23 protein-coding genes are annotated in these 24,847 nt (G+C 67.6%); 10 read left to right on the plus strand and 13 right to left on the minus strand.

What is annotated here, in order from left to right:
• Window positions 1-4: 4 nt before the first annotated feature.
• From FHT32_RS07530 to FHT32_RS07550, 5 genes are all read right to left on the minus strand, one after another.
• Window positions 5-1,660 carry an ankyrin repeat domain-containing protein gene (locus tag FHT32_RS07530; protein WP_176664015.1) on the minus strand — a complete coding sequence of 552 codons (1,656 nt, stop codon included), beginning with the start codon at window positions 1,658-1,660 and terminating at the stop codon, window positions 5-7.
• Window positions 1,661-1,810: 150 nt separating this feature from the next.
• Window positions 1,811-2,557 carry a response regulator transcription factor gene (locus FHT32_RS07535; RefSeq protein ID WP_176664016.1) on the minus strand — a complete coding sequence of 249 codons (747 nt, stop codon included), beginning with the start codon at window positions 2,555-2,557 and terminating at the stop codon, window positions 1,811-1,813.
• Window positions 2,558-2,568: 11 nt separating this feature from the next.
• Window positions 2,569-4,524, minus strand: coding sequence for a triacylglycerol lipase (locus tag FHT32_RS07540; protein ID WP_176664017.1), 1,956 nt, complete (start codon window positions 4,522-4,524; stop codon window positions 2,569-2,571).
• Complete coding sequence (locus tag FHT32_RS07545; protein WP_176664018.1) at window positions 4,524-5,564, minus strand: DUF4105 domain-containing protein; 1,041 nt, start codon at window positions 5,562-5,564, stop codon at window positions 4,524-4,526. The genes FHT32_RS07540 and FHT32_RS07545 overlap by 1 nt, the downstream gene beginning before the upstream one ends.
• A 52-nt stretch (window positions 5,565-5,616) precedes the next feature.
• Window positions 5,617-8,325, minus strand: a complete 2,709-nt coding sequence (locus tag FHT32_RS07550) for a bifunctional acetate--CoA ligase family protein/GNAT family N-acetyltransferase (protein ID WP_176664019.1) — start codon at window positions 8,323-8,325, stop codon at window positions 5,617-5,619.
• 123 nt (window positions 8,326-8,448) lie between these two features.
• On the opposite strand from FHT32_RS07550, the gene FHT32_RS07555 reads away from it, so the two are divergent.
• On the plus strand, window positions 8,449-8,943 hold the full coding sequence (locus FHT32_RS07555) for a protein tyrosine phosphatase (protein ID WP_176664020.1): 495 nt from the start codon (window positions 8,449-8,451) through the stop codon (window positions 8,941-8,943).
• 25 nt (window positions 8,944-8,968) lie between these two features.
• Here FHT32_RS07555 and FHT32_RS07560 read toward each other — a convergent pair whose 3' ends face one another.
• The 6 genes from FHT32_RS07560 to FHT32_RS07585 form a co-directional block, all read right to left on the minus strand.
• The gene (locus FHT32_RS07560; RefSeq protein WP_176664021.1) at window positions 8,969-9,175 is read right to left on the minus strand and encodes a dodecin; all 207 of its coding nucleotides are present in this window, start codon (window positions 9,173-9,175) and stop codon (window positions 8,969-8,971) included.
• An 82-nt stretch (window positions 9,176-9,257) separates the two neighbouring features.
• Window positions 9,258-10,418, minus strand: coding sequence for a cytochrome c (locus FHT32_RS07565; protein ID WP_176664022.1), 1,161 nt, complete (start codon window positions 10,416-10,418; stop codon window positions 9,258-9,260).
• Between the two features lie 8 nt (window positions 10,419-10,426).
• A complete protein-coding gene (locus FHT32_RS07570; protein ID WP_176664023.1) occupies window positions 10,427-11,239 on the minus strand; it encodes an ABC transporter ATP-binding protein in 813 nt (270 codons plus the stop codon).
• Window positions 11,233-12,324, minus strand: a complete 1,092-nt coding sequence (locus FHT32_RS07575; RefSeq protein WP_256098911.1) for an ABC transporter permease — start codon at window positions 12,322-12,324, stop codon at window positions 11,233-11,235. Before FHT32_RS07575 ends, FHT32_RS07570 begins: the two co-directional genes overlap by 7 nt.
• Window positions 12,321-13,337 carry an ABC transporter substrate-binding protein gene (locus tag FHT32_RS07580; protein ID WP_176664024.1) on the minus strand — a complete coding sequence of 339 codons (1,017 nt, stop codon included), beginning with the start codon at window positions 13,335-13,337 and terminating at the stop codon, window positions 12,321-12,323. Before FHT32_RS07580 ends, FHT32_RS07575 begins: the two co-directional genes overlap by 4 nt.
• A gap of 95 nt (window positions 13,338-13,432) precedes the next feature.
• Window positions 13,433-14,407, minus strand: coding sequence for a LysR family transcriptional regulator (locus FHT32_RS07585; protein ID WP_256098912.1), 975 nt, complete (start codon window positions 14,405-14,407; stop codon window positions 13,433-13,435).
• A 72-nt stretch (window positions 14,408-14,479) separates the two neighbouring features.
• Here FHT32_RS07585 and FHT32_RS07590 point away from each other — a divergent pair, with 72 nt between their 5' ends.
• The 4 genes from FHT32_RS07590 to FHT32_RS07605 all read left to right on the plus strand — a co-directional run bounded on the left by FHT32_RS07590 (window position 14,480) and on the right by FHT32_RS07605 (window position 18,046).
• Entirely contained in the window at window positions 14,480-15,127 is a 648-nt protein-coding gene (locus FHT32_RS07590; RefSeq protein ID WP_176664025.1) for an HAD family hydrolase, read from the plus strand.
• Window positions 15,128-15,137: 10 nt separating this feature from the next.
• Complete coding sequence (locus FHT32_RS07595) at window positions 15,138-16,274, plus strand: DSD1 family PLP-dependent enzyme (RefSeq protein ID WP_176664026.1); 1,137 nt, start codon at window positions 15,138-15,140, stop codon at window positions 16,272-16,274.
• Between the two features lie 243 nt (window positions 16,275-16,517).
• Window positions 16,518-17,405 (plus strand): JmjC domain-containing protein, encoded by an 888-nt coding sequence (locus FHT32_RS07600; RefSeq protein ID WP_256098913.1) that lies wholly within the window; start codon window positions 16,518-16,520, stop codon window positions 17,403-17,405.
• A 359-nt stretch (window positions 17,406-17,764) separates the two neighbouring features.
• The gene (locus FHT32_RS07605; RefSeq protein ID WP_176664028.1) at window positions 17,765-18,046 is read left to right on the plus strand and encodes a hypothetical protein; all 282 of its coding nucleotides are present in this window, start codon (window positions 17,765-17,767) and stop codon (window positions 18,044-18,046) included.
• Window positions 18,047-18,150: 104 nt separating this feature from the next.
• On the opposite strand, the gene FHT32_RS07610 is transcribed toward FHT32_RS07605, so the two are convergent.
• Window positions 18,151-18,825 carry a helix-turn-helix domain-containing protein gene (locus FHT32_RS07610; protein WP_256098914.1) on the minus strand — a complete coding sequence of 225 codons (675 nt, stop codon included), beginning with the start codon at window positions 18,823-18,825 and terminating at the stop codon, window positions 18,151-18,153.
• Between the two features lie 235 nt (window positions 18,826-19,060).
• Here FHT32_RS07610 and FHT32_RS07615 point away from each other — a divergent pair, with 235 nt between their 5' ends.
• From FHT32_RS07615 to FHT32_RS07630, 4 genes are read left to right on the plus strand one after another with little or no spacing between them, the layout of a single operon-like run.
• A complete protein-coding gene (locus FHT32_RS07615; RefSeq protein ID WP_176664030.1) occupies window positions 19,061-20,527 on the plus strand; it encodes an amidase family protein in 1,467 nt (488 codons plus the stop codon).
• A 9-nt stretch (window positions 20,528-20,536) separates the two neighbouring features.
• A complete protein-coding gene (locus FHT32_RS07620) occupies window positions 20,537-21,499 on the plus strand; it encodes a tripartite tricarboxylate transporter substrate binding protein (RefSeq protein WP_176664031.1) in 963 nt (320 codons plus the stop codon).
• Between the two features lie 40 nt (window positions 21,500-21,539).
• On the plus strand, window positions 21,540-22,394 hold the full coding sequence (locus FHT32_RS07625) for a prephenate dehydratase domain-containing protein (protein ID WP_176664032.1): 855 nt from the start codon (window positions 21,540-21,542) through the stop codon (window positions 22,392-22,394).
• Between the two features lie 13 nt (window positions 22,395-22,407).
• Complete coding sequence (locus FHT32_RS07630) at window positions 22,408-23,082, plus strand: hypothetical protein (RefSeq protein WP_176664033.1); 675 nt, start codon at window positions 22,408-22,410, stop codon at window positions 23,080-23,082.
• Between the two features lie 102 nt (window positions 23,083-23,184).
• On the opposite strand, the gene FHT32_RS07635 is transcribed toward FHT32_RS07630, so the two are convergent.
• Window positions 23,185-24,078, minus strand: a complete 894-nt coding sequence (locus FHT32_RS07635) for an NAD(P)/FAD-dependent oxidoreductase (RefSeq protein ID WP_176664034.1) — start codon at window positions 24,076-24,078, stop codon at window positions 23,185-23,187.
• Between the two features lie 96 nt (window positions 24,079-24,174).
• On the opposite strand from FHT32_RS07635, the gene FHT32_RS07640 reads away from it, so the two are divergent.
• Window positions 24,175-24,813 carry a TetR/AcrR family transcriptional regulator gene (locus FHT32_RS07640; RefSeq protein WP_176664035.1) on the plus strand — a complete coding sequence of 213 codons (639 nt, stop codon included), beginning with the start codon at window positions 24,175-24,177 and terminating at the stop codon, window positions 24,811-24,813.
• The last annotated feature ends 34 nt before the right edge of the window (window positions 24,814-24,847 follow it).

A 24,847-nucleotide genomic window follows, 5' to 3' on the forward strand; every position in this document is an offset into this window, starting at 1 on the left:
TTCTTCAGCTCTGCGCGGTGGAGACGCCCAGCAGGTAGTCCGTCACTTCGTCCGAGAACACATACCGCCGTCCGCCGACGAGAACCCAGTCGGGACTCGTGGGATCGGGCCTTGCGCCGGGCATGCCATGGGCGACGAGCGCCTGGGCGCAGCCGAGCCAGTCGCCTTCGCCGTCCGGCGGCTCGTTGCACGAAGCCCACGAGAGCCCGCCGCAGGCGTTGTCGCCGAAACCGTGCTGCTCCTGCCAGCTTGCGCCGTGCTCCAGCAGGAACCGGACGAGTCCGGCGTCGCCGCGGAACACGGCCTTGTTGAGCGCCGAGGCATCCCAGTCGCCGCCACGGGTGGCGATGGGCCAGCCGAGCTCGACCATCAGCTTCACGACGTCGGCGCAGCCTTGCGCGGCGAGTTCGGGCAGCAGGCGCAGCTGTGCTTGCGAGAGCGAGCCGACGATGTCCGGGTGCGCAGCCTGGATGGCGCGGGCAGCGGTCTCGTCGCCCCTTGCGCAGGCGGCGATGAAGGCTTCGTCCACCGGGAGCGCGGCGCCGCCTCCGGCTTCCCGCAGGAGGCTGGCGACTTCGGGGAGACCGAAGCGCAGCGCGGCGACGTATGCGCTCGTTCCGTCGCGCGTGGTCGCTTTGGGATCGGCTCCTGCCGCAAGCAGTGCCTCGATGTGCGCGGGCGACCTGCGCCGGCGGATGGCCCACAGCAGCAGGGAGCCCCAGTCGCTGATGGGCGGGCCCATGGGCGGCTCGTTCGCGTCGCCGCCGTGCGCGAGCAGCAGGCGCAATGTGTCGACGTCGTCCAGGTCGAGCACGCGACCGAGCGCGTTCGTCCCTGCGATGCGGGCTCCGGCCTCGAGCAGCAGGCGCGTGCAGGCCGGCGTTTCGAGCGAGTGATAGAGCGATTCGCCGTCGTTGGGATCGGCGCCAGCATCCAGCAGCAGTCTGGTCAGCGCGGCATCGCGGTTCTGGCCGGCGGCGCCGTAGAGTGCGGACAGCCGCTCGGTCTCGTCGGGCTGGGCGAGCGACGCGGGCGGCCAGCGGTTGCCCACCGATTGATTAGGGTCCGCGCCGGCCTCGAGCAGCAGCCTTGCGCAGGCGAGCAGGCGTTCGCGAAATACAGGCAGCCGCATCAGTCCGGAATGGGCCACGGCAACGAGCGGCGGCAGCGCCAGCGGGCCGCCCGGCCGGTTCACCCAGGCGGGATCATGCGCGATGGCGCGGCGCAGCGATGCTTCATCGCCTATCGCGCAGGCAAGGAACGGATCGTCGCCGAGCAGGCCCGGGCTTTCCTCGAGCAGGCGCAGTGCCGCCGCGGGCCGCGCGCCATTGTTGCCGCCGGCGATGTCGCCCGCGTAGGCGAGGCGTAGCCAGTAGAGGACAGCCTTAGCCGGGTCTTCCGCCTGCGACCGCCGCGCGAGAACGAAGCCCTGCAGATCGGCCCAGGATGCGAAGCCGTACTCGCGCGCAACGCACGACTGCGCGTCGTGCAGGCGCAGTCCGAGCGCGGCGATCTCCGCATCGCTCTTGCCGGCGGCAGCCGGAAGGGCCTCGCGAAAGCGTGCGGTGGCGGCGGGGTCGTTGCTTCGATGGAGAGCAAGCAGCTCCTTGGCTTGCTTCTTCAGATGGCCCTGGTCGGGCCGGGCGGGCATGCGCTTCATGTGAACCTCCGTGCATCAGACGCCGATGACCCGCAAATCCGGCTGCACAAAAGGCGTGTGGATCGTCAAATGAAGGCAAGTGGGTTCAACCCTTCCCGCGGGTCCGGGCGCGGCTTGCAACCGCGGCCGGATCTTAGCGCAGCACAGCCCTCAGGCCCGAAGGCCGATGGGGCCCGCTTCCGCGTCGTTCATCGCCATCGCCGACGTTGCGCCGCCATCCGGGCGCCAGTTCAGCAAGCCGTGCTTCGTCGCCTCGCGGATCGCCTGGGTGCGCGACCTCACGCCCAGCTTGCGATACAGGCTCTTGATCTGCGCCTCGATGGTGTTGATGGAGCGGTGCGTGGCCTCGGCGATCTCGCGGTTGCTCCAGCCGCGCGAGATGAGCCACAGCACCTTGAGCTCGCGCGCGGACAGCAGCGCCCTGGTTTGCGCCGGCGCGAAGTGCCGCATCGCCTCGACGTCGGCCTCCACCGTGGTTGGTGTTGTCGACGTCGCCTGCGCGGGAAATGCGATGGGCCTGAGGATCTCGTGCGCCAGCCGCGCCGCTGCAGATGCGTTGCCCTGTTCGATGGAGTGCAGCAGGGACGCAAGCTCCGGCTCGCTGGCCTTCGTGAACAAGTGGCACAACGCGCTCGCGACCGCGGCGGCGCTGGTGGCGCGCGCATCGGGTTCGTCATGCTCCGCCACCAGATGGAGTTCGGGGGGCGGCGGCCTGTGCGCGGCAGGGTTTTCGACGTAGAGGGAAGAGGGCATCTTGAAGCGGGTTGCTTCGATGCAGGTGGCATTCGGGGAGCCGGTGCACGCACCGATCAAAGCGAAGTCGATCGTATTAATTGCGACCGGCGCGCGCAGCCTGTTTCGTGGCGCGGATGTGTTCTGCTTCACATCCGCGCGCAATCAGCCCGCGGTCAGCGCGCGGGGCCGGGGCCGGTGCGCAACTGTTCCCTCAGGATGCGCCGTATCTCCAGGATGGCCAGCGGGTTCTCCTGAACGCTGTGCGCCGACGGAACCACCAGTTCCGACGCCGCGCCGTCGAGGTGCGCGCTGGCGTAGGGCACGATGCCGTCGCTCGACAGCGCCTGCGCCACGCCGGGCGTGTCGTTGCCGATGATCGAATGGAAGCGCACGCGCGGATTCATCGGCAGGCCCGACGACAGCCGTACGAACGGGTCGCGGTCGCTCAGGTTGTCGATGCTGTTGGGAATGCGCAGCGTGCCCTGGTCCTGCCGCGCGGGCGCGATGCGGATCAGCTCGCGCGAGATGTCGCCCAGCTGCCCGAGCATCGCCACCGGCAGCGTGATGAGGTTGGCCACCCAGCGCGAGATGCGGTTGTTGGCAAAGTCGGTGCCGCGGTGCGGCGAGGCGATGAAGATCGCGTCGCTCACCTGCGGCAGCGGCTCGAAGCGCAGGTAGGGCGCGAGCTTTTCCTCCATGCGCCGCTGCTGTGCGCCCTGCATCGGGTAGCTGGCGAGCAGCGCGTCCCAGAGCTTGTCTTCCGAGGACGACACCATCAGCCGCGACAGCACGCCGCCCATGCTGTGGCCGATCAGCGTGATGTCGTTCGAGGCGGGGGCCTTGCCCGTGGGATCGAAGTGCGCGAGCGTCTGCGTGACGGCTTCGCGGATCGCGAAGTTGTTGATCGGCAGCGGTGCGTTGGTCGGGTAGTAGACCTGCCAGATCTGGTAGCGGCGGCGCAGCGTCTCGTCGCCCAGCACCTCGTTGGCCACGTTGATCCATGCCTCGGGGCTGCTGGCCAGGCCGTGCAGCATGATGACCGTGCGGCGGTTCGGGTCGTAGGGCTGCATCAGGTAGATGCGCGGCTCGGTGAGCCCGTCGCGGCCGCCGAAGAGGCTGCGCAGCGCCTGCAGCGCAAAGTCGGAGCGCGCGAGCCACAGGCCGTAGCCGGAGGTGAAGTTGGCGGCCAGCGGCACTTCCTGCCCGGCGAGCTGCACGTTGGCGGTGCGGTACGGGTCGTAGGCGGCGATGCGCAGCGTGCGCGTGCCCAATATCTCGGCGAGGCTGGTGCCGTCGAAGAGCAGCAGCGCGGTGACCGCGGGAAAGGGCATCTCGCGATAGGGCGGCCGGGGCGGAGTCCTGTCGGTCGGGTCGGCCGGATCGGCCTGGCGCGCATCGTCGTCCGTGCGCTTGTTGTCGGCCGCCACCAGCTCGGCGCCGAAGCCGTCCCGCCGGTAGGTGTTGCGCAGGCCCGAGAAGGTGAGCGAGGCGGCCGGGATGAGTTCGTCGGGCAGGGGCGTGTCGGCCGGCAGGCGCAGGCCCGAGACGTCGGTCTCGATGCGCCAGTCGCCGATCTTCGGCAACTCGGGCTGCGCGGCGTTGCGCGAGCCGTTGCGCCGGATGCCGTGGTACAGCCCGGTGATGGCCTGCTGCACCGCGTAGTTGTAGTAGTCGCGCACCTGCGTCTGCCGGTCTTCGAAGGCGCGGTCGCGCGGCTTGCGGGCGGTGAAGAACAGGTAGGCGTAGGCGTGCCGGGCCGTCTCGAACCAGGCTTCGATGGCGGTCGCGTCCGTGGCGGTGCCGCCTTTCTCCGCCGCCAGCGCCACCTGCAGCCAGACCTCCGACAGCGCGGAGAGCCGCTGCTCGTCGCTCAGGCCCGAGGAGTCGGCCAGCGCGTTGCGGCAGGCCTGGCCGTCCTTGCGGCACAGGTCGGCGTCGGAGCCGATCACGCGCAGCACTTCTTCGGCCGAGGTGCTGAGCCGGCCGGTGGTGAGCACGTCGCCGCGGCGCTGCGCGAGGTATTCGGCCGGCGAGATCGAGCCGACTTTCACGCCCGCGCAGCCGGCCACGCCCGCAAGCGCGGCCGCGCACAGCAGCGAGGAGATGGAAGCGAGAAGGCGTGCGTGCATTACTTTGCCGCCGTGGGTGCCTGGCTTGCATCGGCGCCCGGCAGGCCCTGCCGGATCGCCTTCGGGAAGTTCGTGCCGGCTGCCGCCTTGTCGGTGGCAATGGCCCTGTCGGTGATGCGGCCCGCCGCGCGCAGCGCCTCCATGCTGTAGCCGGGCGTGAGGCCGCCCACGTCGAAGAGATAGTCGGGCAGGTAGCCCGAGGCCAGCAGCCGCCAGTCCATCGGCAGGCCGGGCACGATGCGCCTGGCCAGCGCATACACGATGGTGGTGCAGTTGGCGGTGAGCGTGTTGTAGAAGCTCGGCTCGCGCACCAGGGCCGCGGCTTCGCCGAGGTAGGCGAGGAAGAGCGAGCGCATCTGAGGCTGCGGCAGGCGCACGCGGTACATGTAGACGTCTTCCCCGCGCACGTTGGTGCGCACGCGCAGGATGTCGTGCTCGTCGGCCGCGATCAGGCTGGTCTCGAACTGCTTGAAGAAGCCGCCCACCGACGAGAAGCTCTCGCCGCGCTCCTTGCGGATCTCGATGGAGAAGGTGACGAACTGCCCGTCGTCGAAGCCGAAGGACACCAGCGTGTGCGCGATGGCGGGACCGGTCCAGTACGAGAGCGACACGTCGACCGAGCGCAGGCGCTCGAGGTCGTACTGCCGCGTTTCCCAGCGCTGGGTGTAGTCGGTGTCGCTGCGCCACTCGAAGTTGCGCACGTTGTCCAGCGTGACGACGCTGCCGTCGATATGCGCGTGCAGCTGGCGCGACACGTCGTCGGCCCACACGCGGTTCTGCGACGGCAGGATGGTGCTCCACCAGCCGAGCAGCAGCGCGAAGCCGATGGCGTAGGAGAGCAGGGCGCGCCCAAGCCGCCCGCGCCACAGCAGCACGATGGCCGCAAGGCCGAAGGCGGCCCAGAGCACGCCCGCGCCGACCTTCACCGCGGCAGGCCCCGGGAGCTGGTACCAGAGCGCGAGGCAGGCCCACAGGGAAGTCGAAAGCACGACGAGCGACAGCAGAATGCGGCCGATGTGACGCAAAAGCGTTCGGATCATGAAAACAAAGCCTGGAACTCGGATCCGCCGAGCTTACGACGGGCGGCGCCGGCTACAGCATGTAGGTCACGAGCTTGAAGTCCGGATCCTCCGGGAAGGACTTCACCGTGAACCCGAGCCGGCGCACCAGCTTCAGCATGTCGGGGTTGTTGGCCAGCACCAGCCCGTCCATCTCGGCCAGGCCCTTGTCGCGGGCCACGTCGATGATGCTTTCCATCAGCCGCGATCCGATGCCCTTGCCGCTGAACTCGTCGGCCACCACCAGCGAGAACTCGCAGCTGGTCTGGTCGGGGTTGGTCACGTAGCGCGACACGCCCACGATGCGCTCGCTCTCCAGCACGGTGCCGTCGGGCGACACGCTGCGCTCCATCACCACCGCCACCAGCGCCATCTCGCGGTCGTAGTCGATCAGCGTGAAGCGCGAGAGCATCGACGGCGGCAGCTCGTGGAAGCGCGAGACGAAGCGGAACCAGCGGCTCTCGGGCGACAGGCCCTGCACCAGCGCCTGCAGCATCTGCGCGTCGTTGGGATGCACCGGCCGCACGATGTAGGTGCCGCCGCCCGTGCCCGCCAGCGGCCACTCGCGCCGGTAGCGTGCGGGGTACGGCATGATCGCCAGGTGCTGGTAGCCGTTGACCGCGTTGCCCACGTGCGCCGCCACCGCCTGCGAGCTGCTGCCTACCACGATGCGCGCATCGACCGAGATGGCGCCGTTCTCGTCCACGATGAGCGGGTTGATGTCCATCTCGCGCAGCTCGGGCAGCTCGCACACCATTTCCGACACGCGCAGCAGCAGGTCTTCGAGCGCCTCCATGTCCACCGCATGGGCGCCGCGCCATTCGCCCAGCGTCTCGGCCACGCGCGAGCGCTCGATGAGCCGGCGCGCAAGAAACTGGTTGAGCGGCGGCAGTTCCATCGCGCGGTCGTTCAGCAGCTCGATCATGGTGCCTCCCGCGCCGAACACGATGACGGGTCCGAAGGGCTCGTCGGTGACCATGCCCACGTAGATCTCGCGGCCGCGCCGCGCGCGCACCATCTTCTGCACCGTCACGCCGTTGATGCGCGCCTCGGGCGCGAGGCGGGCCACGCGCTCCATCATCTCGACGTAGGTGTCGCGCGCGGCGGTGCCGTTGAGCACGTTGAGCGCCACGCCTTCCACGTCGGACTTGTGCGGGATGTCGGGCGAATCGATCTTCAGCGCCACCGGAAAGCCCAGCTGGGTGGCGATCATCATCGCCTCGCTGGGGCTGCGCGCGAGCAGCGTGCGCGTGATCGGGATGTGGAAGGACGACAGCAGCGACTTCGACTCCATCTCCGTCAGCACGTTGCGCCGCTCGGCCAGCACGCTCTCGATGAGCAGGCGCGCGCCCTCGATGTCGGGCTTTGCCAGCGCCGACAGCGGCGGCGGCGTCTGCTGCAGCAGCTGCTGGTTCTGGTAGAAGGCCGCGATGTTGCCGAAGGCGCCCACGGCGGCTTCGGGCGTGCGAAAGCTCGGGATGGTCGCGTCGGCCAGTACCGTGCGCGCCTTGCCCACCGACGAATCGCCCATCCAGCAGGCCAGCAGCGGCTTGTTCATCGGCCTTGGAATGTCCGCGAGCGCCTTGGCCGTGGCCGCGGCATCGGCGCCGGCCTTGGGCGAGAAGATGGCGAGCACGCCGTCGACCTGGCTGTCGGCCGAGGCGGCGTCGATGGCCGCGCGGTAGTGCGCCGGCTGCGCCTCTTCCGACAGGTCGATCAGGTCGGCCAGCGAAGCGAGCGGGGGCAGGGTGGGCTGCAGCACCTTCTGCGCGGGCGCCGAGAGCTTGCCCAGGTGCAGCCCGATCTCGTTGATCCAGTCCGCCGCCAGCACGCCGGGCCCGCCGCCGTTGGTGACCACGGCCAGGCGCTTGCCCACGGGGCGGTAGCGCGAGGCCAGGCACTTGGCGGCCGAGAACAGCTCGACGAAGGAGCGCACGCGCACCGCGCCCGCGCGGCGCAGCGCGGCGTCGAACACGTCGTCGCTGCCCACGATGGCCGCGCTGTGCGTCTGCGCGGCCTCGTTGCCGGCAGGCTTGCGCCCGGCCTTGAGCACCACCACCGGCTTGGCATGCGAGGCAGAGCGCAGCGCGCTCATGAAGCGGCGCGCGTCGGCAATGCCTTCGAGGTACACGATGATGCTGTGCGTGGCCTGGTCGTTGGCCAGGAAATCGAGCACCTGCGGAATGTCGACCGACGTATGCGGGCCCAGCGACACCACGCTGGAGAAGCCCACGCCGTTCTGGCGCGCCCAGTCGAGCATCGAGGCCGTGAGCGCGCCGGACTGCGCCACCAGCGCGAGCGGCCCGCTCCTGGCCAGCGGGCCGGCCACGCCGGCATTGAGGTGCAGCAGCGGACGCTGGAAGCCCAGCGAATTCGGCCCCAGCAGGTGCACGCCCTCGCGGCGCGCGATCTTTCTCCACTGCGCGGCCTCGTCGGCGCCGATACCGCTTGAAAGAACCACCGCCGCCTTGCAACCGATGCGTCCGGCGATTTCAAGCGCGGCCGCCACGTCGCGCGGCGCCAGCGCGATCAGGGCCAGGTCGGCATGGGTCTGCGCCAGCTCCTCGAGCGTGCCCTTGGTGCGCACGTCCAGGAAGCGCAGGGTGCCGTCGAAGCGATCGGCGCGGAAGGCCTCGCGCAGCGTGCGGCCGGCGGGCGTCTGCCCGCCCGGGTCGTCGGCATTGCCTACGAATGCCACGATGGAGGCGGGCGCGAAGAGCGGGGTCAGGAAATGCTTGTCCATGACCCCGGAGTCTGCACCGTTCCGCGCCTTTAGTGGATGGCCGGACGGGGTGTTGGGGAGTGTCGAGGAAGTGTTGACCTAAGTCATGACGTGGTCAGCGCGCGTGGCTATATTCAAGATTCCATGCAAAAACGTATCGGCGTGATATTCGTCTCGCGACGAAATTCATTGCGCAGCATCCTGGCCGAAGCGTGCCTCGCGCACCTGGACCCCAAGAGGTTCTCGGCGTCTTCCTGCGGCCAGCCCGGACAGGTTGCCCGCGAATTCCATCCCGCCGCCGTCGCCGCGCTGAAGAGCGCGGGCATTCCCATTCCCAACCGCCTGCCGCGCAGCTGGGACGAGCTTGCGCGAGCCAATGCCCCGGAGGCCGATTTCGTCATCACGCTGGACGCCGGCACCGAACTGCGCCAGCCGCGCTGGCCGGGCCAGCCCGATGCGGCGCTTTGGGAATACCCCGACGCGGCCGGCGGGGCCGATCCCGACAAGGTCATGCATGACGCGGTACAGACGCTGTTCTCGCTGCGCCGCAGGCTCGAACTGCTGGTGAACCTGCCGATGCAGGGCGCGGACCGGTCGGCCCTGCGCTCCGACGTGCGGGACCTGGGCTATCTGCGCTGAGGGCATCGCGCCCGCGCCCGCCGGCTCACTCCAGCGTGAAGCCGATCTTCAACGTCACCTGCCAGTGCGCCACCTTGCCGTCGACCACGTGCCCGCGCGTCTCGGTGACGTTGAACCACTGGATGTTGCGCACCGTCTCGTGCGCCTTGGCGATGGCGGTCTTGACCGCGTCCTCGATGCCGGTGGGCGAGGAGCCGGTGAGTTCTAGCGTTTTGTAGACGTGGCTGGACATGGGTCGGTCTCCTTGGGGTTGATTGAAAAGATTGGGCGGGAGGCCCTGAAAAAACATCGTAGTCCTGTTGCACCGGGCCGTGTCAGTGGACGTACCCGCCCTTGACGAAGCGAACCGGCTCGGCGTCCATGCGGGCGATGAGGGCGCCCAGGCCATCCGCCGCCAGCGGCCGGACGCCGGACGATGGAGCCTGTTCGGTGCGGCACAGCAGATCGTCGTCGCTCCACGCGCCTTTGCCAGGCTCGCCGCGTGCGCGCAGCCAGCCGTCGCGGTCCACGATGAACTGCGTGCCCGCGAGCTGCGTGGTCGCGGCCACGAGCGAGAAGGCCGCCCATGCGGCGGGCGAGGCCGAGATGCAGTCGCCGGCGTGCCGTGCAGCTGCACCGGCATCCGGCGCGAGGAACACGGTGACCAGGCGCGGGTCGTCGAGCGGCGGCGTGCCTTCGCCGGCAGCCACGATGCGTACGCGCTGCCCGCGCCAGCTGGCCAGCCTGCGCGGCGGCTTGCTGCCGCATTGCACGGCCACGTCGGGCGGCGCGATCGGCTGCGCCCACAGCCCGGCCGCGCGCAGGCTCTCGCCCGCGCCCTGGGCCTTCATGAAGTCGATGAGCGCCCAGGCGTCGGCGTCGCTCAGCGTGCCGCCGAAGCCGGGCATGGTCGTGCCGCCGCGCCGGTCGCGCATGCCGTTCAGCACATGCCAGAGCAGGTCGCCGTCGGCGCGGCGCCACAGCAGCGGGCCCGAGAGGTTGGGCGGCCACACGGGCTGCGACGAAGCCAGCGGGCCTTGTCCGCGCCCGTCGGCGCCGTGGCAGGACGCGCACTGCGCCGCGAAGAGCACGCGCCCGCGCTCGATGCTCTCGGCCGTGAAGCCCGTGCGCGATGCCTGGAAGCTCGTCGGATAAGCCGGCACCAGCACCACGTTGGCTTCGGGCCAGGGCGTTGTCACCACCAGCAGCGCAGCCAGCACCACCAGCCACGCACGGCGACGGCGCCAGGCCGGGGCCAGCAGCAGCACCAGCAAAGCCGCCGCAAGCAGGACCACCGTGAGCCCGAGCCTTCGCGCCTGCCCGAGATCGATCAGCAGGTTCTCGCCCGAAAGCCGCCGCGCCCAAGGCCACGCCGGCTGGCCGTGCGCGTGCCCGGCCAGCCCCAGCGCGTCGAGCAGGCGCAGCAGCTGCAGTTGGGCGCCCTGCAGCAGGCCGATCAGCAGGTTGAGCCAACCGGCCTCGGGCAGATCGCTCATCTACCTCCTCACCACGTGGCGTCGAGGCCCAGGTGCTTGAGCGCCTCGTGCCGCAGCTCGGCCAGCTTCGGATCGCCGCGATGGCGCGGGTAGGGCAGGTCGACCACCAGCTCCGCCGCGATGCGCGCCGGTCGGTCGCTCAGCACGATCACGCGGTTGGCGAGGAAGAGCGCCTCTTCCACGTCGTGCGTCACCAGCAGCGCCGAGAAGCCGGCGCGCTGCCAGAGGTTGACCAGCTCGCTCTGCATCGCGATGCGCGTGAGCGAGTCGAGCTTGCCCAGCGGCTCGTCGAGCACCAGCAGCTGCGGGTCGTTGACCAGCGCGCGGGCCAGTGCCACGCGCTGCGCCATGCCGCCGGAAAGATGGTGCGGAAAGGCCTTCGCGAACTCGGTGAGGCCCACGAGCCTGAGTGCCTCGTCGACGCGGGCACGCTGCTCCTTCAGCACGCCGCGCGCCTGCAGGCCCAGCGCCACGTTGTCCCACACGCTGCGCCAGGGGTAGAGCGTCGGGTCCTGGAACACGACGATGCGCGACGGGTCGGGCCGGGTGATGGCCTCGCCGTTCTGCGTGATGGCACCTGTGGTCGCGGGCTCGAGCCCGGCCACCAGCCGCAGCAGGGTCGACTTGCCGCAGCCGCTGGGCCCCAGCAGCGCGACGAACTCGCCGGGGCGCACCTGCAGGTCGACACCGTCGAGCACCTGCAGCACGCCGCCGGACACCTCGAACCAGTGGCTGACGCCGCGTATGTCGATGTGCGCGCCGGCGGCATCTGCCTTGGCGGCAGGCGCGGGCACGGGAGGAAGCACGGCGTTCGTCACCATTTCACGGTTCCTTTCTGCCAGGACAGCACGCGGTCGCGCACCTTGAAAAGCAGGGTGATGAGTCCGGAGCACAGCGCCGCCATCACGAGCAGCGCCGCGTACATGTTGGCGTAGGCCGCCCAGCCCTGGGCCCACTGCAGGTACCAGCCCAGCCCGGCCTTCACGCCCATCATCTCGGCGGTGATCAGCACCGAGAACGAGGCGCCCAGGCCCATGAAAAGGCCCACGAACACCTGCGGCAGCGCGGCCGGAATCGCCACGCGAAACACCAGGAAGCGCTCCGACGCGCCCAGCGTGCGCGCCACGTCGTAGTAGCTCTTGTGCACCGAGGCCACGCCCGACCAGGTGAGCACCGCCACCGGGAAGAAGGTGGCCAGCCCCACGAGGAACACGGCCGCCGAGTAGCTCGAAGGCGCGAAGAAGAAGGCCAGCGGCAGCAGTGCCGAGGCGGGCACCGGCCCCAGGAAGCGCAGCAGCGGATGCACCCAGTACCCCGCGATGCGCGACCACCCGATGGCAACGCCGGTGATGAAGCCGACCAGCGCGCCCAGCACGAAGCCGTTGGCCAGCAGGCGCAGCGAATGCACGGTGGAGAGACCCAGTCGCTGCCAGTCTTCGTGCACCACGTCGATCAGGCTCTGCGGCGGCGCGAAGAAGGGCGAGGGCAGCACGCCGAGCTTGGCGGTGGAGATCTCCCACAGCGCCAGGCCCACGGCCAGCGCCACCAGCCATTGCCCGGCCGGGCGCAACGTTTGCACCAGCCTGCCGGTACGGCTGCCCAGCAGCGCCACCGTGAAGAGCAGGGCGGCAACCACCAGCGTGGCAATGCCGAATTCGCGCGTGAAGGCCCAGTCGCTGAAGCCGACTTCCTTGTTCGGCCACAGCAGCGTGAGCAGGCCCAGCGCGACCCATGCGGCCGAGGCGAGAAGGCCCGTGGGCCAGATGCCTGCAGGGGCGGCGGGCCGCAGCGTTGCCGACTGCGTTGCGGCCGACGCCTTGGCTGCCCGGGGCGCGGTGGAGGCCGGCGCGTGCGTGCCGCCCTGCAATCCGAGCGGCGCGTCGAGGATCTGTTCGGCCGTGCTCATGCCAGAACGTCCAGCGACACGTGGTTGGCGAAGCGGACCACGTCGGTGCTCTTCTTCAGGATGCCCGCGTTGCGGAAGTCGGTGGCGAAGGCCTCGACCTCGTTGCGCAGCGCCTTGCCGGCAGGGTGGTGCTTGTAGGTGAGCTCGGCCAGCAGCCTCTGCAGGTCTTCGAGCGGCACCTTGGGCGCGTACTTCGAATAGATCCTGCCGGCCTCGTTGGGGTTCTCGGCCACGTAGTCGGATGCCTGCGCCAGCGCGCGCACCACGGCCGCCGCGCGCGGCTTGTCGTTGCGCGCCAGCTCGCCGCGCGCGCCGACGATGCAGCACAGCCGCTCGGCGTATTCGCCCTTGGCGCTGTTGGCGATCTCGGTGAAGACGCCCGGGTTGCGCTTCTCGATCAGGAACACGTTCGGGTCGCCGTCGGCGATCGCGTGGATCTCGCCTTTCTTCACCGCCACGTCGAGCAGGTCTGCCGGGTAGACGCGCCAGTCGACATCCTTCTCGATGTCGATGCCTTTCTTGGCGAGGTGAATCGCGTAGAACTGCCTCGCCGGGCTGTTCTGGTCCGACACGCCGATGGTCTTGCCCTTCAGGCTCGCCAGGTCGGTGGTCACGCCCGACGCCTTGGCGCCCACCAGCCGCAGGCAGCCGCCGTGCACGCTGCCCACCACCTTCACGTCGAAACCTGCTTCCAGCGGCTTCACCCAGCGATGGATCAGGCCCACCCCCAGGTCGGCCTTGCCGGTGGCCAGCGCCTCCAGCATCTGGTCGGACGAGCCGGCCCAGTTGAGCAGCTCGACGTCGAGCCCGTTCTTCTCGAAGAAGCCTCGCTCCAACGCCACCGGCACCGGCGCGAGGCAGAAGCCCGCCTGGCTCCACGCGAAGGTCAGCTTGCGCGGCTGGGACCAGGCCGAGGAGCCGAGCATGCCCGCGGAGCCCACCAGGGCGGCTGCCGCTCCGGCCTGCAGCACGCTGCGGCGCGAGGGCGGTAAGTGATCGAGGGGAACGGTCATCGCAGGCTTCTCCACCGGAAATTTGGAAGCTGCGAGTGTTGGCGCACGACGCGCGCGCGGCCAACGAATGAATGTGGCTATGGATATGCGCCGAGCTACTTTCCCCTGGTTCCTTTTATTCCCTTTACCCCCTTTACTCCCTTGGGGCCTTTCACGCCCATGGTGCTGAAGCCCTCGACGAGAAACTCGACCACGGCCTGCACGCGCGCCGTGCGGCCCTTGCGGCTGGGCACCAGCAGCGTGACCGGGGCGCCGTCGAACTGCCAGTCGGCCAGCACGCGCACCAGCGTGCCGCGCGCCACGGCGTCGGCCGCGTCCCATTCGGAGCGCAGCACCAGGCCCAGGCCCTGCTCGGCCCACTGGCGGGCCACGCCGCCGTCGTTGGTCACGTAGGCGGGCGATATGCGCAGGGTTTCCCGGCGGGCCTTGGCGGAGGCCGCGGGGCCGGCCGGGCGCAGGTGCCACAGCGTCACGTCCTCGTCGTTCTCGCGGATGCAGATGCAGTCGTGCTGCATCACGTCGCGCGGCACGCGGGGGGCGCCGCGCTGGCGCAGGTAATCGGGGCTGGCGCACAGCCAGCGCTCGTTGGCGCTCAGCGTGCGCGCCACCCAGGAAGAGTCGCGCACCGTGCCGATGTGGATCACCGCGTCGGCGTCGTGCCGGTCGGGCCATGGGGTCTCGCGCAGGTCGAGCTGCACGCCCAGCCCCGGGTGCAGCCTTGCGAAGCGCGCCAGCATCGGCGCGATGTACTGCCGGCCGAAGCCGAAGGGCGCGGCAATGCGCAGCGTGCCGGTGAGGCGCCGGTCGTCGCGCTGCATCGACTCGCGCAGCCCCTCGATCTGCGCGAGCAGCGCGGCCGCCTCGCGCGCGAAGCGTTCGCCCTCGGGCGTGAGGCTCAGCTTGCGCGCGGTGCGGGTGGCGAGCGACAGGCCCAGCGCGGCTTCGAGCTTGCGCAGCCGCATCGAGAGCGCGGGCGGCGTCACGTCGAGCGCCCGCGCCGCCGCGCTCAGCGAAGGCTCGCGCAGCAGGGCGGCGGCCAGTTGCATGTCTTCGATCTGGATCGTCGTCATTAACTTGTGCTTAACGATTGATGACGCCGCATTGAAGCACAAGCATGGCTTCGGCACGTACAGTCGCAGTCCATGCAACCCCACCCGAACGCCTATCCGCGCGCCGTGCTGTTCGACCTGCTCACCGCGCTGCTCGACTCCTGGACCGTCTGGAACTCCGCCGCCGGCTCCGAGCAGAAAGGCCGCGCCTGGCGCGCCGAATACCTGCGCCTCACCTACGGCTGCGGCGCCTACGTGCCCTACGAACAGCTGGTGAAAGAAGCGGCGCGCAACACCGGCATGGACGATTCCGCCCCCGATGCGCTCGAGGCGCAATGGGACACGCTGTCCGCGTGGAGCGGCGCCCGCGAACTGCTGCTCGCGCTGAAGCCGCACTGCCGCCACGCCGTGGTCACCAACTGCTCCAGCCGCCTCGGCCATCGCGCCGCGGCCCGGCTGGGCATCGACTGGGACGTGGTCGTCACCTCCGAGGAGGCCGGCTTCTACAAGCCCGACCCGCGCCCCTACCGCCTGGCGCTCGACCGGCTGGGCGTGCAGGCGCAAGACGCGGCCTTCGTCGCCGGCTCGGGCTACGACATGTTCGGCACCTCGGCGCTCGGGCTGCGAACCTTCTGGCACAACCGCGTCGGCCTGGGGCTGCCGCAGGGCGCGCCATCGCCCGAACTGCAGGCGCCGACGCTCGAACCCGCGCTGCCATGGCTGCAATCCTTCGGCAAATGAAAGTCCGCCCATGAACCACACCCTCGCCACCATCGACACCCCCGCGGCCCTGATCGAACGCACCCGCATGCAGCGCAACATCGGGCGCATGCAGCGGCACATGAACGAACTCGGCGTGCGCTTCCGCCCGCACGTGAAGACCAGCAAGTGCATCGAAGTTGCCAAGGCGCAGCGCGAGGCGGGCGCCCGGGGCATCACCGTCTCGACGCTGAAGGAAGCCGAGCAGTTCTTCGCCGAAGGCTTCACCGACATCCTCTACGCCGTCGGCATGGCGCCGCACCGGCTGCCGCACGCGCTGGAACTGCGCCGGCGCGGCTGCGCGCTCGGCATCCTCACGGACAGCGTCGAATCGGCGCGCGCCATCGCCGCATTCGGCCGCGCGAACAAGGAGGCGTTCGACGTGCTGATCGAGGTCGATACCGACGGCCACCGCAGCGGCATCCGGCCCGAGGAAGACAGCCTGCTCGAAGTGGCACGCGCGCTGCACGAAGGGGGCATGCGCCTGGGCGGCGTGATGACGCATGCCGGCTCCAGCTACGAGCTCGACACCCCCGAAGCCCTGCGCGCCATGGCCGAGCAGGAGCGCTCGGGCTGCGTACGCGCCGCGCAGCGGCTGCGCGAGGCGGGCCTGCCGTGCCCCGTGGTCAGCGTGGGCTCCACGCCCACTGCGCTGATGGCCGGGGCGCTGGAGGGCGTCACCGAAGTGCGCGCGGGCGTTTACGTGTTCTTCGACCTCGTGATGCGCAACATCGGCGTGTGCACGGAAGACGACATTGCCCTGAGCGTGCTCACCACGGTCATCGGCCACCAGGCGGAGAAGGGCTGGGCCATCATCGACGCGGGCTGGATGGCGATGAGCCGTGACAGGGGCACGCACAAGCAGAAGCGCGACTTCGGCTACGGACAGGTCTGCGACCTCGACGGCCGGGTGCTCGGCGGCTATGTGCTCGGCGGTGCGAACCAGGAGCACGGCATCGTCTCGCGCGAAGGCGAGCCCGACACGGGCATCGTGGCGCGCTTTCCCGTCGGCACGCGGCTGCGAATCCTGCCGAACCACGCCTGTGCGACGGGCGCGCAGTTTCCCGAATACCAGGCGTTGTCGGAAGAGGGCGAGCTGCAGACCTGGAGCCGTTTCCACGGCTGGTGAAGCCCCATCGCGCAGGCACTTCGCGGTCAGGTTCGGTTCAGAACGCCGGCCTAGATTTACCCTCTTAGTAGTACTTTTGTTCGCGGGACTAGTCCCGACCCTCGCGCCGGAGCTGGTCCGAAAAGCGATCAGGAGGGTGCCATGCGAGCCACAACCAGCTTGAGTTCCGTCGGGCCTTCGCAGACGACGTATCGGGTTTGGACAGACGATCCCGGCGGCTTCTCGACGCTGCGGATCGCGCCCATGCACCACAACTTCCATGAGCATCCGCTGTTCCAGGTGCCCGAGCTCGTGAAGCTCGGGCTGGAACTCTCCGAGCTCGACCAGTGCAGGTTCATGGACCCGAAACGGACCGTTGCCTCCGCGCTCTCGCACGTCGGGCGGCCGCCCGGCGGGCGCAGCATCGAGGAGTTCTTCGAGCGCATGGAGGAGCCGGGTTCGTCCGTCGCCTTCTACAACATCGAAGTCATCCCGCGCTACGGCGCCTTGCTGATGTCAGTGGTCGACTCGATGCGCTCCCTGGTCGAGCGCGAGCAGCCCGACATCTTCCTGGTGAACGGATTCGTCTTCTTCTCCGCGCCGCCTTCGGTCACGCCCTTTCACATCGATCGCGAGAACAACTTCTGGCTGCAGTTGCGCGGACGCAAGACGCTCAACGTCTGGGACCACCGCGACCGCAGCATCGTGTCGGCCGAAGCCGTCGAAGATTTCATCGTCACGCAGTCCCTCAAGAAAGTGCGTTTCGACGAAGCCTTCCTGCCCCGTGGACTGGAGTTCGATGCGCGGCCGGGAGACGCCGTCTACTTTCCGAGCACGTCGCCGCACATGACGAGATCCAGGGTCGACGCGGCCGCCGCGCCGGAAAGCCGCCTGTCGATCTCCATCGGCGTGACCTTCTACACCGCCGCCACGCGCGAGGTGGCCCGCATCCATCAGGTCAACCGGGTGATGCGCAAGTGCGGACTTTCACCCAGGTATCCGAGGGAGTCGCGCGCCGCCGACGCAATCAAGTCGGCGGTGGGCGGACTGGTCGGCGCCGGACGTGCGCGGCTGGGCGCCGCGCGCGCGAAGTTCAGAAGCATGACTTCGTCGGGGCACTTCAGGCACACGCCGCCGCCGGGTTCCTACTGAAGCGTCGATTGCGCCCGCCGCCTGCCGGGTGCGTTTCAGCTATTCCTCGCGACGCCACGCAAGTGCCGAATGCTGTATTTGTTTGCACGAATCAAGACTTCCTCGCGCGTCGCGCTCCACGCAGCACCGCTCCTCTCTACAGTGGATGCCCCTGTCACTCAACGCCCCACCAAGCGGGCAAGGAAGGCGTCACCAGCAAGCACCACCCGAAGCGACCAGACCGCCACGCCTCGCGGCGGGCCATCGACGCAAGCGCATCGATGCGAACGCGAGGCACAAAAGGCGACGGCCGGGGTGCGCAAACACCCCAGCCGTCTAACCAAGTGAAGTGCCCGACCTAGTAAAGGACGCACAACAAAATGGCTGAACGAATTATGGCCCGGCCCACCAAGCCGGCATCTCCCCAAGCCGCGGCTGTCACTGCACCCGCCGCCCCGGACCTCCTCGAAAACAAGCTGGAGCAACTGAAGTCGCTGCTATGGGCCTGCCACGGCGACGGTGCCCGATGGAGCGAAGACGAGGGCCTGCAGAACCTCGACAACGTCTTCTGGCTCGCATGGGAAATGGCGCGGGACGCGACTGTGCTGCTTCAGGAGTGCGCGGGGGCGCTGGGTGAGCAGTGGGTGGCGCCTGATCGGTAGGCGGTGAGGGAAGGGCTGGCGCATCGCGGTGCGGTGTGCCGGCGCCTTTGGCATCTGGATTGGCGGTGGCTTGTGAGCTATGGCTGGCCCAACCTACAACACCCTTAGTCCCTGAGGGTAAACACAACCGAAAGATAGCTGACGGGCCGCTCGAGGATGGCCTCGGCCCCGTGAAGCGCGGTGGCGTCGAACAGGAGCGAGTCGCCCGGACCGATCGACATCACTCTGTTCCCATAGCGGTATTTCAGTCGACCACTGAGGAAGTAGAGGAACTTGGTTCCGGGATGTTGAAACGTCGTATAGGGCTCGGCCTCTGCAGTCAACTCGACCTTGTAGGGCTCCACGAAAAGGTTGCCCGAGAGCAGGTGGCCGATCAGTTCGTAGCTGTAGCCGCGGATGACACCTTCGCGCTCGACTCGCAGTCCCTTTCCCGCAGGTACGTACGAGCAATCGGTCCGTCGGATCTGATCGACGAAGAAGCGCGACATGGGCACATCGAGAGCGGTGGAGATGCGGTGCAGCGCCTCGATGGAAGGCGACACGAGCCCGTGCTCGATCCGCGACAGCATGGAGCGCGACAAGCCGGCCCCTTTGGCAAGAGAAGCTGCCGAGATGTCACCGGCCAGTCGCAGTGAACGAATCTGCCCCCCGAGTTGCGCCGCCGCTTGACTGCGCTTGAGTGCTTCTTTCTCGACGCGCGGGCGGGGCTTGGCAAGACGCGCGGGGACACGCGACTTCGTGGCGGTCGGGAATGGCGAGGGAGTTTGCTTGGCAGCCAAAACGCGATCTCCTCGGAAGAAAGGTCTGAGCAGATGTTGAGTGTGGGTAAACAGCGCCCATTGTCTCGGAGGAAACGCAGCCTTGCGCGACATCGACGCAAATGCATGCGATGCAAGTCTTGAGGCCTATCCATCGTTACTGAAGAATTCTCGTGTCGAGCGGCCTGCGAACTGACCCGACAAATCAGCAAAGCGCTGCTCGCAAGGGCGCGAATCGAACCAAGGACCCTTCGAAGTGATCGATTACGAGAAATATGACGCCCTGGCGTTGGCCGACCTGGTGCGGCGTCGCGAGGTGTCTCCCAAGGAGTTGCTCCACGAGGCATGCAAGCGCATCGACGAGCGAAACCCCGAACTCAACGCCGTGGTCTGGGAGAACCGCGAACTCTCAGCCCAACTGATCGAGGACGGCTTGCCCGATGGGCCGTTCTGCGGTGTCCCCCTTCTGGTCAAGGACAGCGGCATGCCGGTGACGGGCTTCGTGTCGACCAACGGGTGCCGGTTCTTCGAAGGGGCGACGCAGACAGCCGACTCTGAGCTCACGTCACGCATGCGCAAGGCCGGCTTCGTGTTCGCCGGAATGACTACTTCCCCCGAGTTCGGCATGAACATCACCACAGAGGCGCGCATCTATGGCCGGCCGACACGCAACCCGTGGAATCTCGAACGCAGCGCCGGCGGGTCCAGCGGCGGGTCCGCCGCTGCGGTTGCCGCTGGCATCGTCCCGATGGCTGCTGCCTCCGATGGCGCGGGTTCCATCCGCATCCCCGCGTCCGCATGCGGACTGTTTGGGCTGAAGCCGTCCCGTGGCCGCGTTCCGGCGGGTCCGAAGAAGGGCGAAGGTCTCGCCGGACTGGCCAGCTATCACGCGGTCTCACGATCCGTGCGAGACAGTGCAGCAATGCTCGACGCCTTGGGCGGCGCGGATCTTGGTGCGCCCTATGCAGCACCCACCCCCGACAACGGCTTTCTGGAGGCCACCCGGCGAGCGCCCGGCCGCTTGCGGATTGGTCTGGTCGAAACCTCGCCCAACGGCACACCGATCGCCGACGAATGCCTCGCCGCGATCCGCGAAACCGCCAGGCTGTGCGAATCGCTGGGCCATCATGTGGAGCCGACGACCCTGCCCAATATCGAGTACGAGCAGCAGACGGGCATCTTCAAGCTGCTGATCGGGGTCTCTGCACTCGGTGCGATCGAGGCGCGATCGGCGATCCTGGGGCGACAGCCGAACCGCGATGAACTCGAGCCGGTGACCTGGGAGGCGATGGAATACGCCTCGAGATGCTCCGCATTCGACTATAGCAAGATCGTGTCTCTCGCACATGCCTTGGGTCGCAAGCATGCGCAACACATGCTCGGCTTCGACGTACTGCTGACGCCGACACTGCAGCACCCGCCGGCACCGCTCGGAACGCTGGCGTCGCCCGACATGACCTTCGAGGGGATGTTCGCCCACCATGCCGGCCATATTTCCTTCCTGTCGCTGGCCAATGCGGCGGGCGTACCGGCGATGTCGGTGCCTCTCGCGTGGACATCCGACGGTCTGCCGATCGGATCGCACTTCCTGGGTGCCTTCGGCCAGGAACAGTTGCTCTTCTGCCTGGCCGCGCAACTCGAAATTGCCGAGCCATGGTTCGACAAGCGACCACCCATGGCTCTGCAAGAGTCTCCCGCTCCCGCCCGTTCCATCCAAGCCTAGGAAACATCCATGCGCAGATTGCTCATCACGCTCGCTCTCACGATCGGGCTGATCCAGGCGGCCTCGGCCGACACCTTTCCGTCGAGGCCCATCACGATCATCGTCCCGTATGGCCCCGGAGGCGGCACCGATCTCTTCGCACGCGTTCTCGCCTCTTCGCTCGGCTCCAGACTCGGGCAGAGCATCGTGATTGACAACGTCCCCGGAGCGGGAGGAACGATCGGCATCCAGAAGCTCAACAACGCGCGCAGCGACGGATACACCCTCATCGTCGCGAGCGGGATGGAGTACGAGATGCAGGCGCTCTCGAATCCCGACGCACCGGTCCGGACCACGGACCTCAAGGCCATCGGCAACTTCGGGACCCAGCCGATGGTGCTTGTCGCGCGGCCGGGCCTCGGCGTCAAGACCGTGGATGAATTCGTTGCACTGGCCAAGTCCAAGCCTGGAAAGATCTCGATGGCGGCGGTGGGACCGGGCACCGCCCTCCAGATCACGGGGCTCATGATCCAGCAGGCGGCCGCCATCCAGCTGATCGACGTTCCCTACAAGGGCTCCGGTTCGATCGTGACCGACATTCTTGCGGGTAACGTCGACGTCGCAATCATGTCACCGCCCACCGTCCACGGGCTCGTGCGCGAGGGAAAGCTGATTCCCCTGGCGGTCTCCGAGGCGGCCAGATCTCCCGTTATGCCGGGCGTTCCGAGTCTTTCCGAGACAGCTGCCTTCAAGAACATTGACACGAAGATCGGCTACCCGCTCTATGGACCGAAGTCCCTTCCGCAGCCAGTGGCCGAACTCCTGGTGAAGCATGCCAACGAGATCCAGGCGGACCCACAGTTCCAACAGGCGCTCCTGAAGTTGATGGTGGCCCCCACTAAGCGCATCGCCGCGGAAGATGCCGACGCGCTGAACGCTTCGCAGCTTGCCCAGTTCAAGGCGGCGCTGGCAGGCAAGCCAGCTGCCAAGTGAAACACACTCACATCCATCAAACGCTTGACCAAGGAGCACCATGCTGCGTCTTCTGAAAATCGGGGTGTTCTCGTCCATGCTAGCTACTTCAGCCGTGCACGCCGGAGTCGGCTATCTTGGACCGGCTGGCAGTTGGACCCACCAGGCATGCATCGACCTCTACGGCGAACAGGCACTGGTGCCCTACAGCAAGGACCAGCTGTTCGCTGCGTTCGCAGAAGGAAAGATCGACAAGTTCTGCATCCCGGTGACGACATCCGTCGTCGGTGTGACGCCTTACCTGGATGACGTCCTGGCGATGAACGGAGCAACTATCGTCGCGGAGTATCCCAAGATGCTCGGCTACAGCATGCTCGTGAAGTCCGGCACGACGCGCGATCAGGTGAAGACGGTCGTGGCTCATCCTGTGGCTCTCGAAGAGGTCAAGCCGTGGCTCGACAAGGAAATGCCGAGCGTGACGCGCAAGCCTGCGGCAACCGGCGGAGCAGCCGCGCAGGAGGTGGCCAATTCTTCGACTCCGGACCTGGCTGCCATGGGGTCGCCATCTGCCGCGAAGATCTACGGCCTTGTTCCGCTGATCAACGGCATTGAAGAAGGACCCCACAACGTGACGCGTTGGTGGGTCATGGGACACGACATGCCTGCAGCGACCGGCAACGACAAGACGACGCTGCTGCTGTCGACTTCGGACAAGGCATTCGGTCAGGGCATGAAGTCGCTCTCACCGGTGTCAGACCGCGTGCTGACGATCTATGAGCGGCCCAGCAAGAAGACGCTGGACAGCCATGCGTACGTCGTCGAGCTCATCGGTCATGCAACGCAGGAGCCGTTGAAGGGATTCCTGCGCAAGCATCCCGAGTTCAAGCTACTCGGCTCTTACCCGCGAACGTATTGAGGATCACCTAGACATGCCAGCAACCAATTCTTCTACAAGTCCTGCTGCAGGGACAGTCAGATTCGCGACCCTTGGCCCCGGCGGCACCAATCATGAGTTGATCACGCGGCGCTATCTCGCGTCACAGGGCATCGACGACTTCGAGATCAAGCTGATCCTTTCGTTCAAGGATGCGATCACGATGCTGCTGGAAGACACTGTCGACTATGTCATGCAATGCGCCGTGCATCCGGAGACGCCACAGACCCTCGGCGAAAACTTCAGATCGGTCTTCGCGATCGACTGCTTCATCTCCGACAGCCAGGAGCTCGCTGTCCTCTCGCGCCGCGATGTCCAAAGGCCTGAGTCGATCGGCGTGCTGTTGCCGGCGAACGAGAAGTACACGGATCTATCGAGATGGAAGCAGGTCGTTTCCTATAGCTCGCTGCCCTTGATCAACGAAGCCCTGCTGGTTGGCGAGATCGATTCCGGGCTCGTTTATCGGGCCTACGCTGACAAACATCCCGAAGTGCTGCGCGTGGACGAAGTCATCGGATCGCCCGACGATGTGTGGATCGTCTACGGCAGAAAACGCGCCTTCAAGGAAAAGCTCATCGGCTTCGGCGACGGCGCATTCCTGGATGACGTTCGAGTTCGCCTCACCGAGAGGGCCGCGGCGCGCCCACGAGCTGCTGTGCACATCGACTGAATGTAAGCGTGGCCTCAAGACCCTCTGGCGAGACGACACGGGCAGCTGACGCGCCGGTTCCCGGCCAATGCCGCTGAGTCCAGTCGAGGATGACCTTTGCTTTCAAGCCAGCATCGACTGCTGGGCGAAGATGCCCGCCATTGCGCCCTGCGACGATGCCTGGGTGACCGAGGGCAAGAAGGGCGTCGCGAGGTCGCCCGCGGCGTAGATGCCGGGCATGCTGGTCTGGCGGCGCTCGTCGACCTTGAGGACGATGCCAGTGGGCGTATCGACCGTGGCGAGGCCCAGCGATTCATGCAGGCTTGCGGACGGCTTGTTGCGCGGATGGGCGAACAGGACATCGACCGCGACATTGCGGCCGGTGTCGAGATTGACGGTGGAGATATGGCCCTTGTGATGGGCGATCTCGATGACCCGGCCGTCGACGACCGCGATGTTGCGATTCGCCAGATCGGCCCGGATATCGGGCGCAATGTCGCGTCCGTCGGCAAAGACGGTCAACTTGTCGGTCCAATCTTGAAACAGCCTGGCGGACTGGTGCGACTGCGGGCTGGACCAGACGAGGCCCCAATGCTGGCCGGCGACTTCAAAGCCATCGCAATAGGGGCAGGGCACGATGGACGTGCCCCAGCTTTCGGCAAAGCCCGGAACATCAGGCATCTGGTCGACGATGCCATAGCTCAGGATCACGCGGCGCGCCCTCAGGCTTTCCTTGTCGTCAGTGACGACGCAGAAGTCGTCGATGGCGCCGGACACGCTCTCGGCCCGGGCATTGACCAGCCTGATCGCTGGATAGCGCGCCAGCTGTTGCCGCGCCTCGGCCAGGATGTCCAGCGGTGGCTTGTGATCGTGGCCGAGCAGGCCATGCGAGTGGCCGGCAAAGCGGTTGCGCGGCCGGCCGGTGTCGAGAACGATGACCTTGCGGCCGGCACGGCCGAGCTGCAGGGCCGCCGCGAGGCCGGCAAAGCTGCCGCCGATGATGATGACGTCATTCATGGTGATGGTTTCCGGGTGAGTCGGTTTATTAATGGACTTTCAAGTACAGTAATGTGGTGCATATATAGTAGACTGTCAAGTCCACTAAATATGCCCATGACCCGATCCTCAGTTCCCGCTCAGAAGCCTCAGCGTGGGCGGCCGCGCGATCCCGAGCGCAGCCGGCGCATCCTGGAAGCGGCGCAGACGCACTTCGACCAGCATGGTCTGGAGCGAGCCAGCGTGGATGCCATCGCCGCCGACGCGGGCGTCTCCAAGATGACCGTGTACAGCAACTTCGGCTCCAAGGAAGGGCTGTTCCAGGCGGTCGTGCGCGACAGGACGACAGCAGTTTTGGCTGGCTTCCCGGGCGCCGGGACGCTCGACCCGGATCAGCCGGAGAAGGTGCTGCTGGCGATCGGCGCCCGGTTTCTCGCGCTGGCGCGCGGGGACGCGCTGGGCGCGTTGCGCGCTGTTTATGGCGTCGCCGGGGTGCAGCCGGAAGTCTGCCGTGCGTTGTACAAGGAGGGCCCGGAGCGTGTGATGGACGAGCTGGCTGCATACCTGCGCCTTGCCAACTCGGCGGGCACGCTGAAGGTGCGGAACCCGCTTCAGGCGGCGGACCTGTTCCTGTCGATGTTCCTGGGCTCCGGGCACATCCGCGGAATGCTGAAGCTCGAGATGCCGGATACCCGGGAAGACAGGGCTCTTCTTCGCGAGGCCGTGAGGGTCTTCATGGCGGCATACGGCACGTAGGCTCCGCGGTGCAGCATGAGGGCGCGAACACTTG

The organism is Variovorax sp. SG517 (assembly GCF_013376045.1).
GTDB lineage: Bacteria > Pseudomonadota > Gammaproteobacteria > Burkholderiales > Burkholderiaceae_C > Variovorax.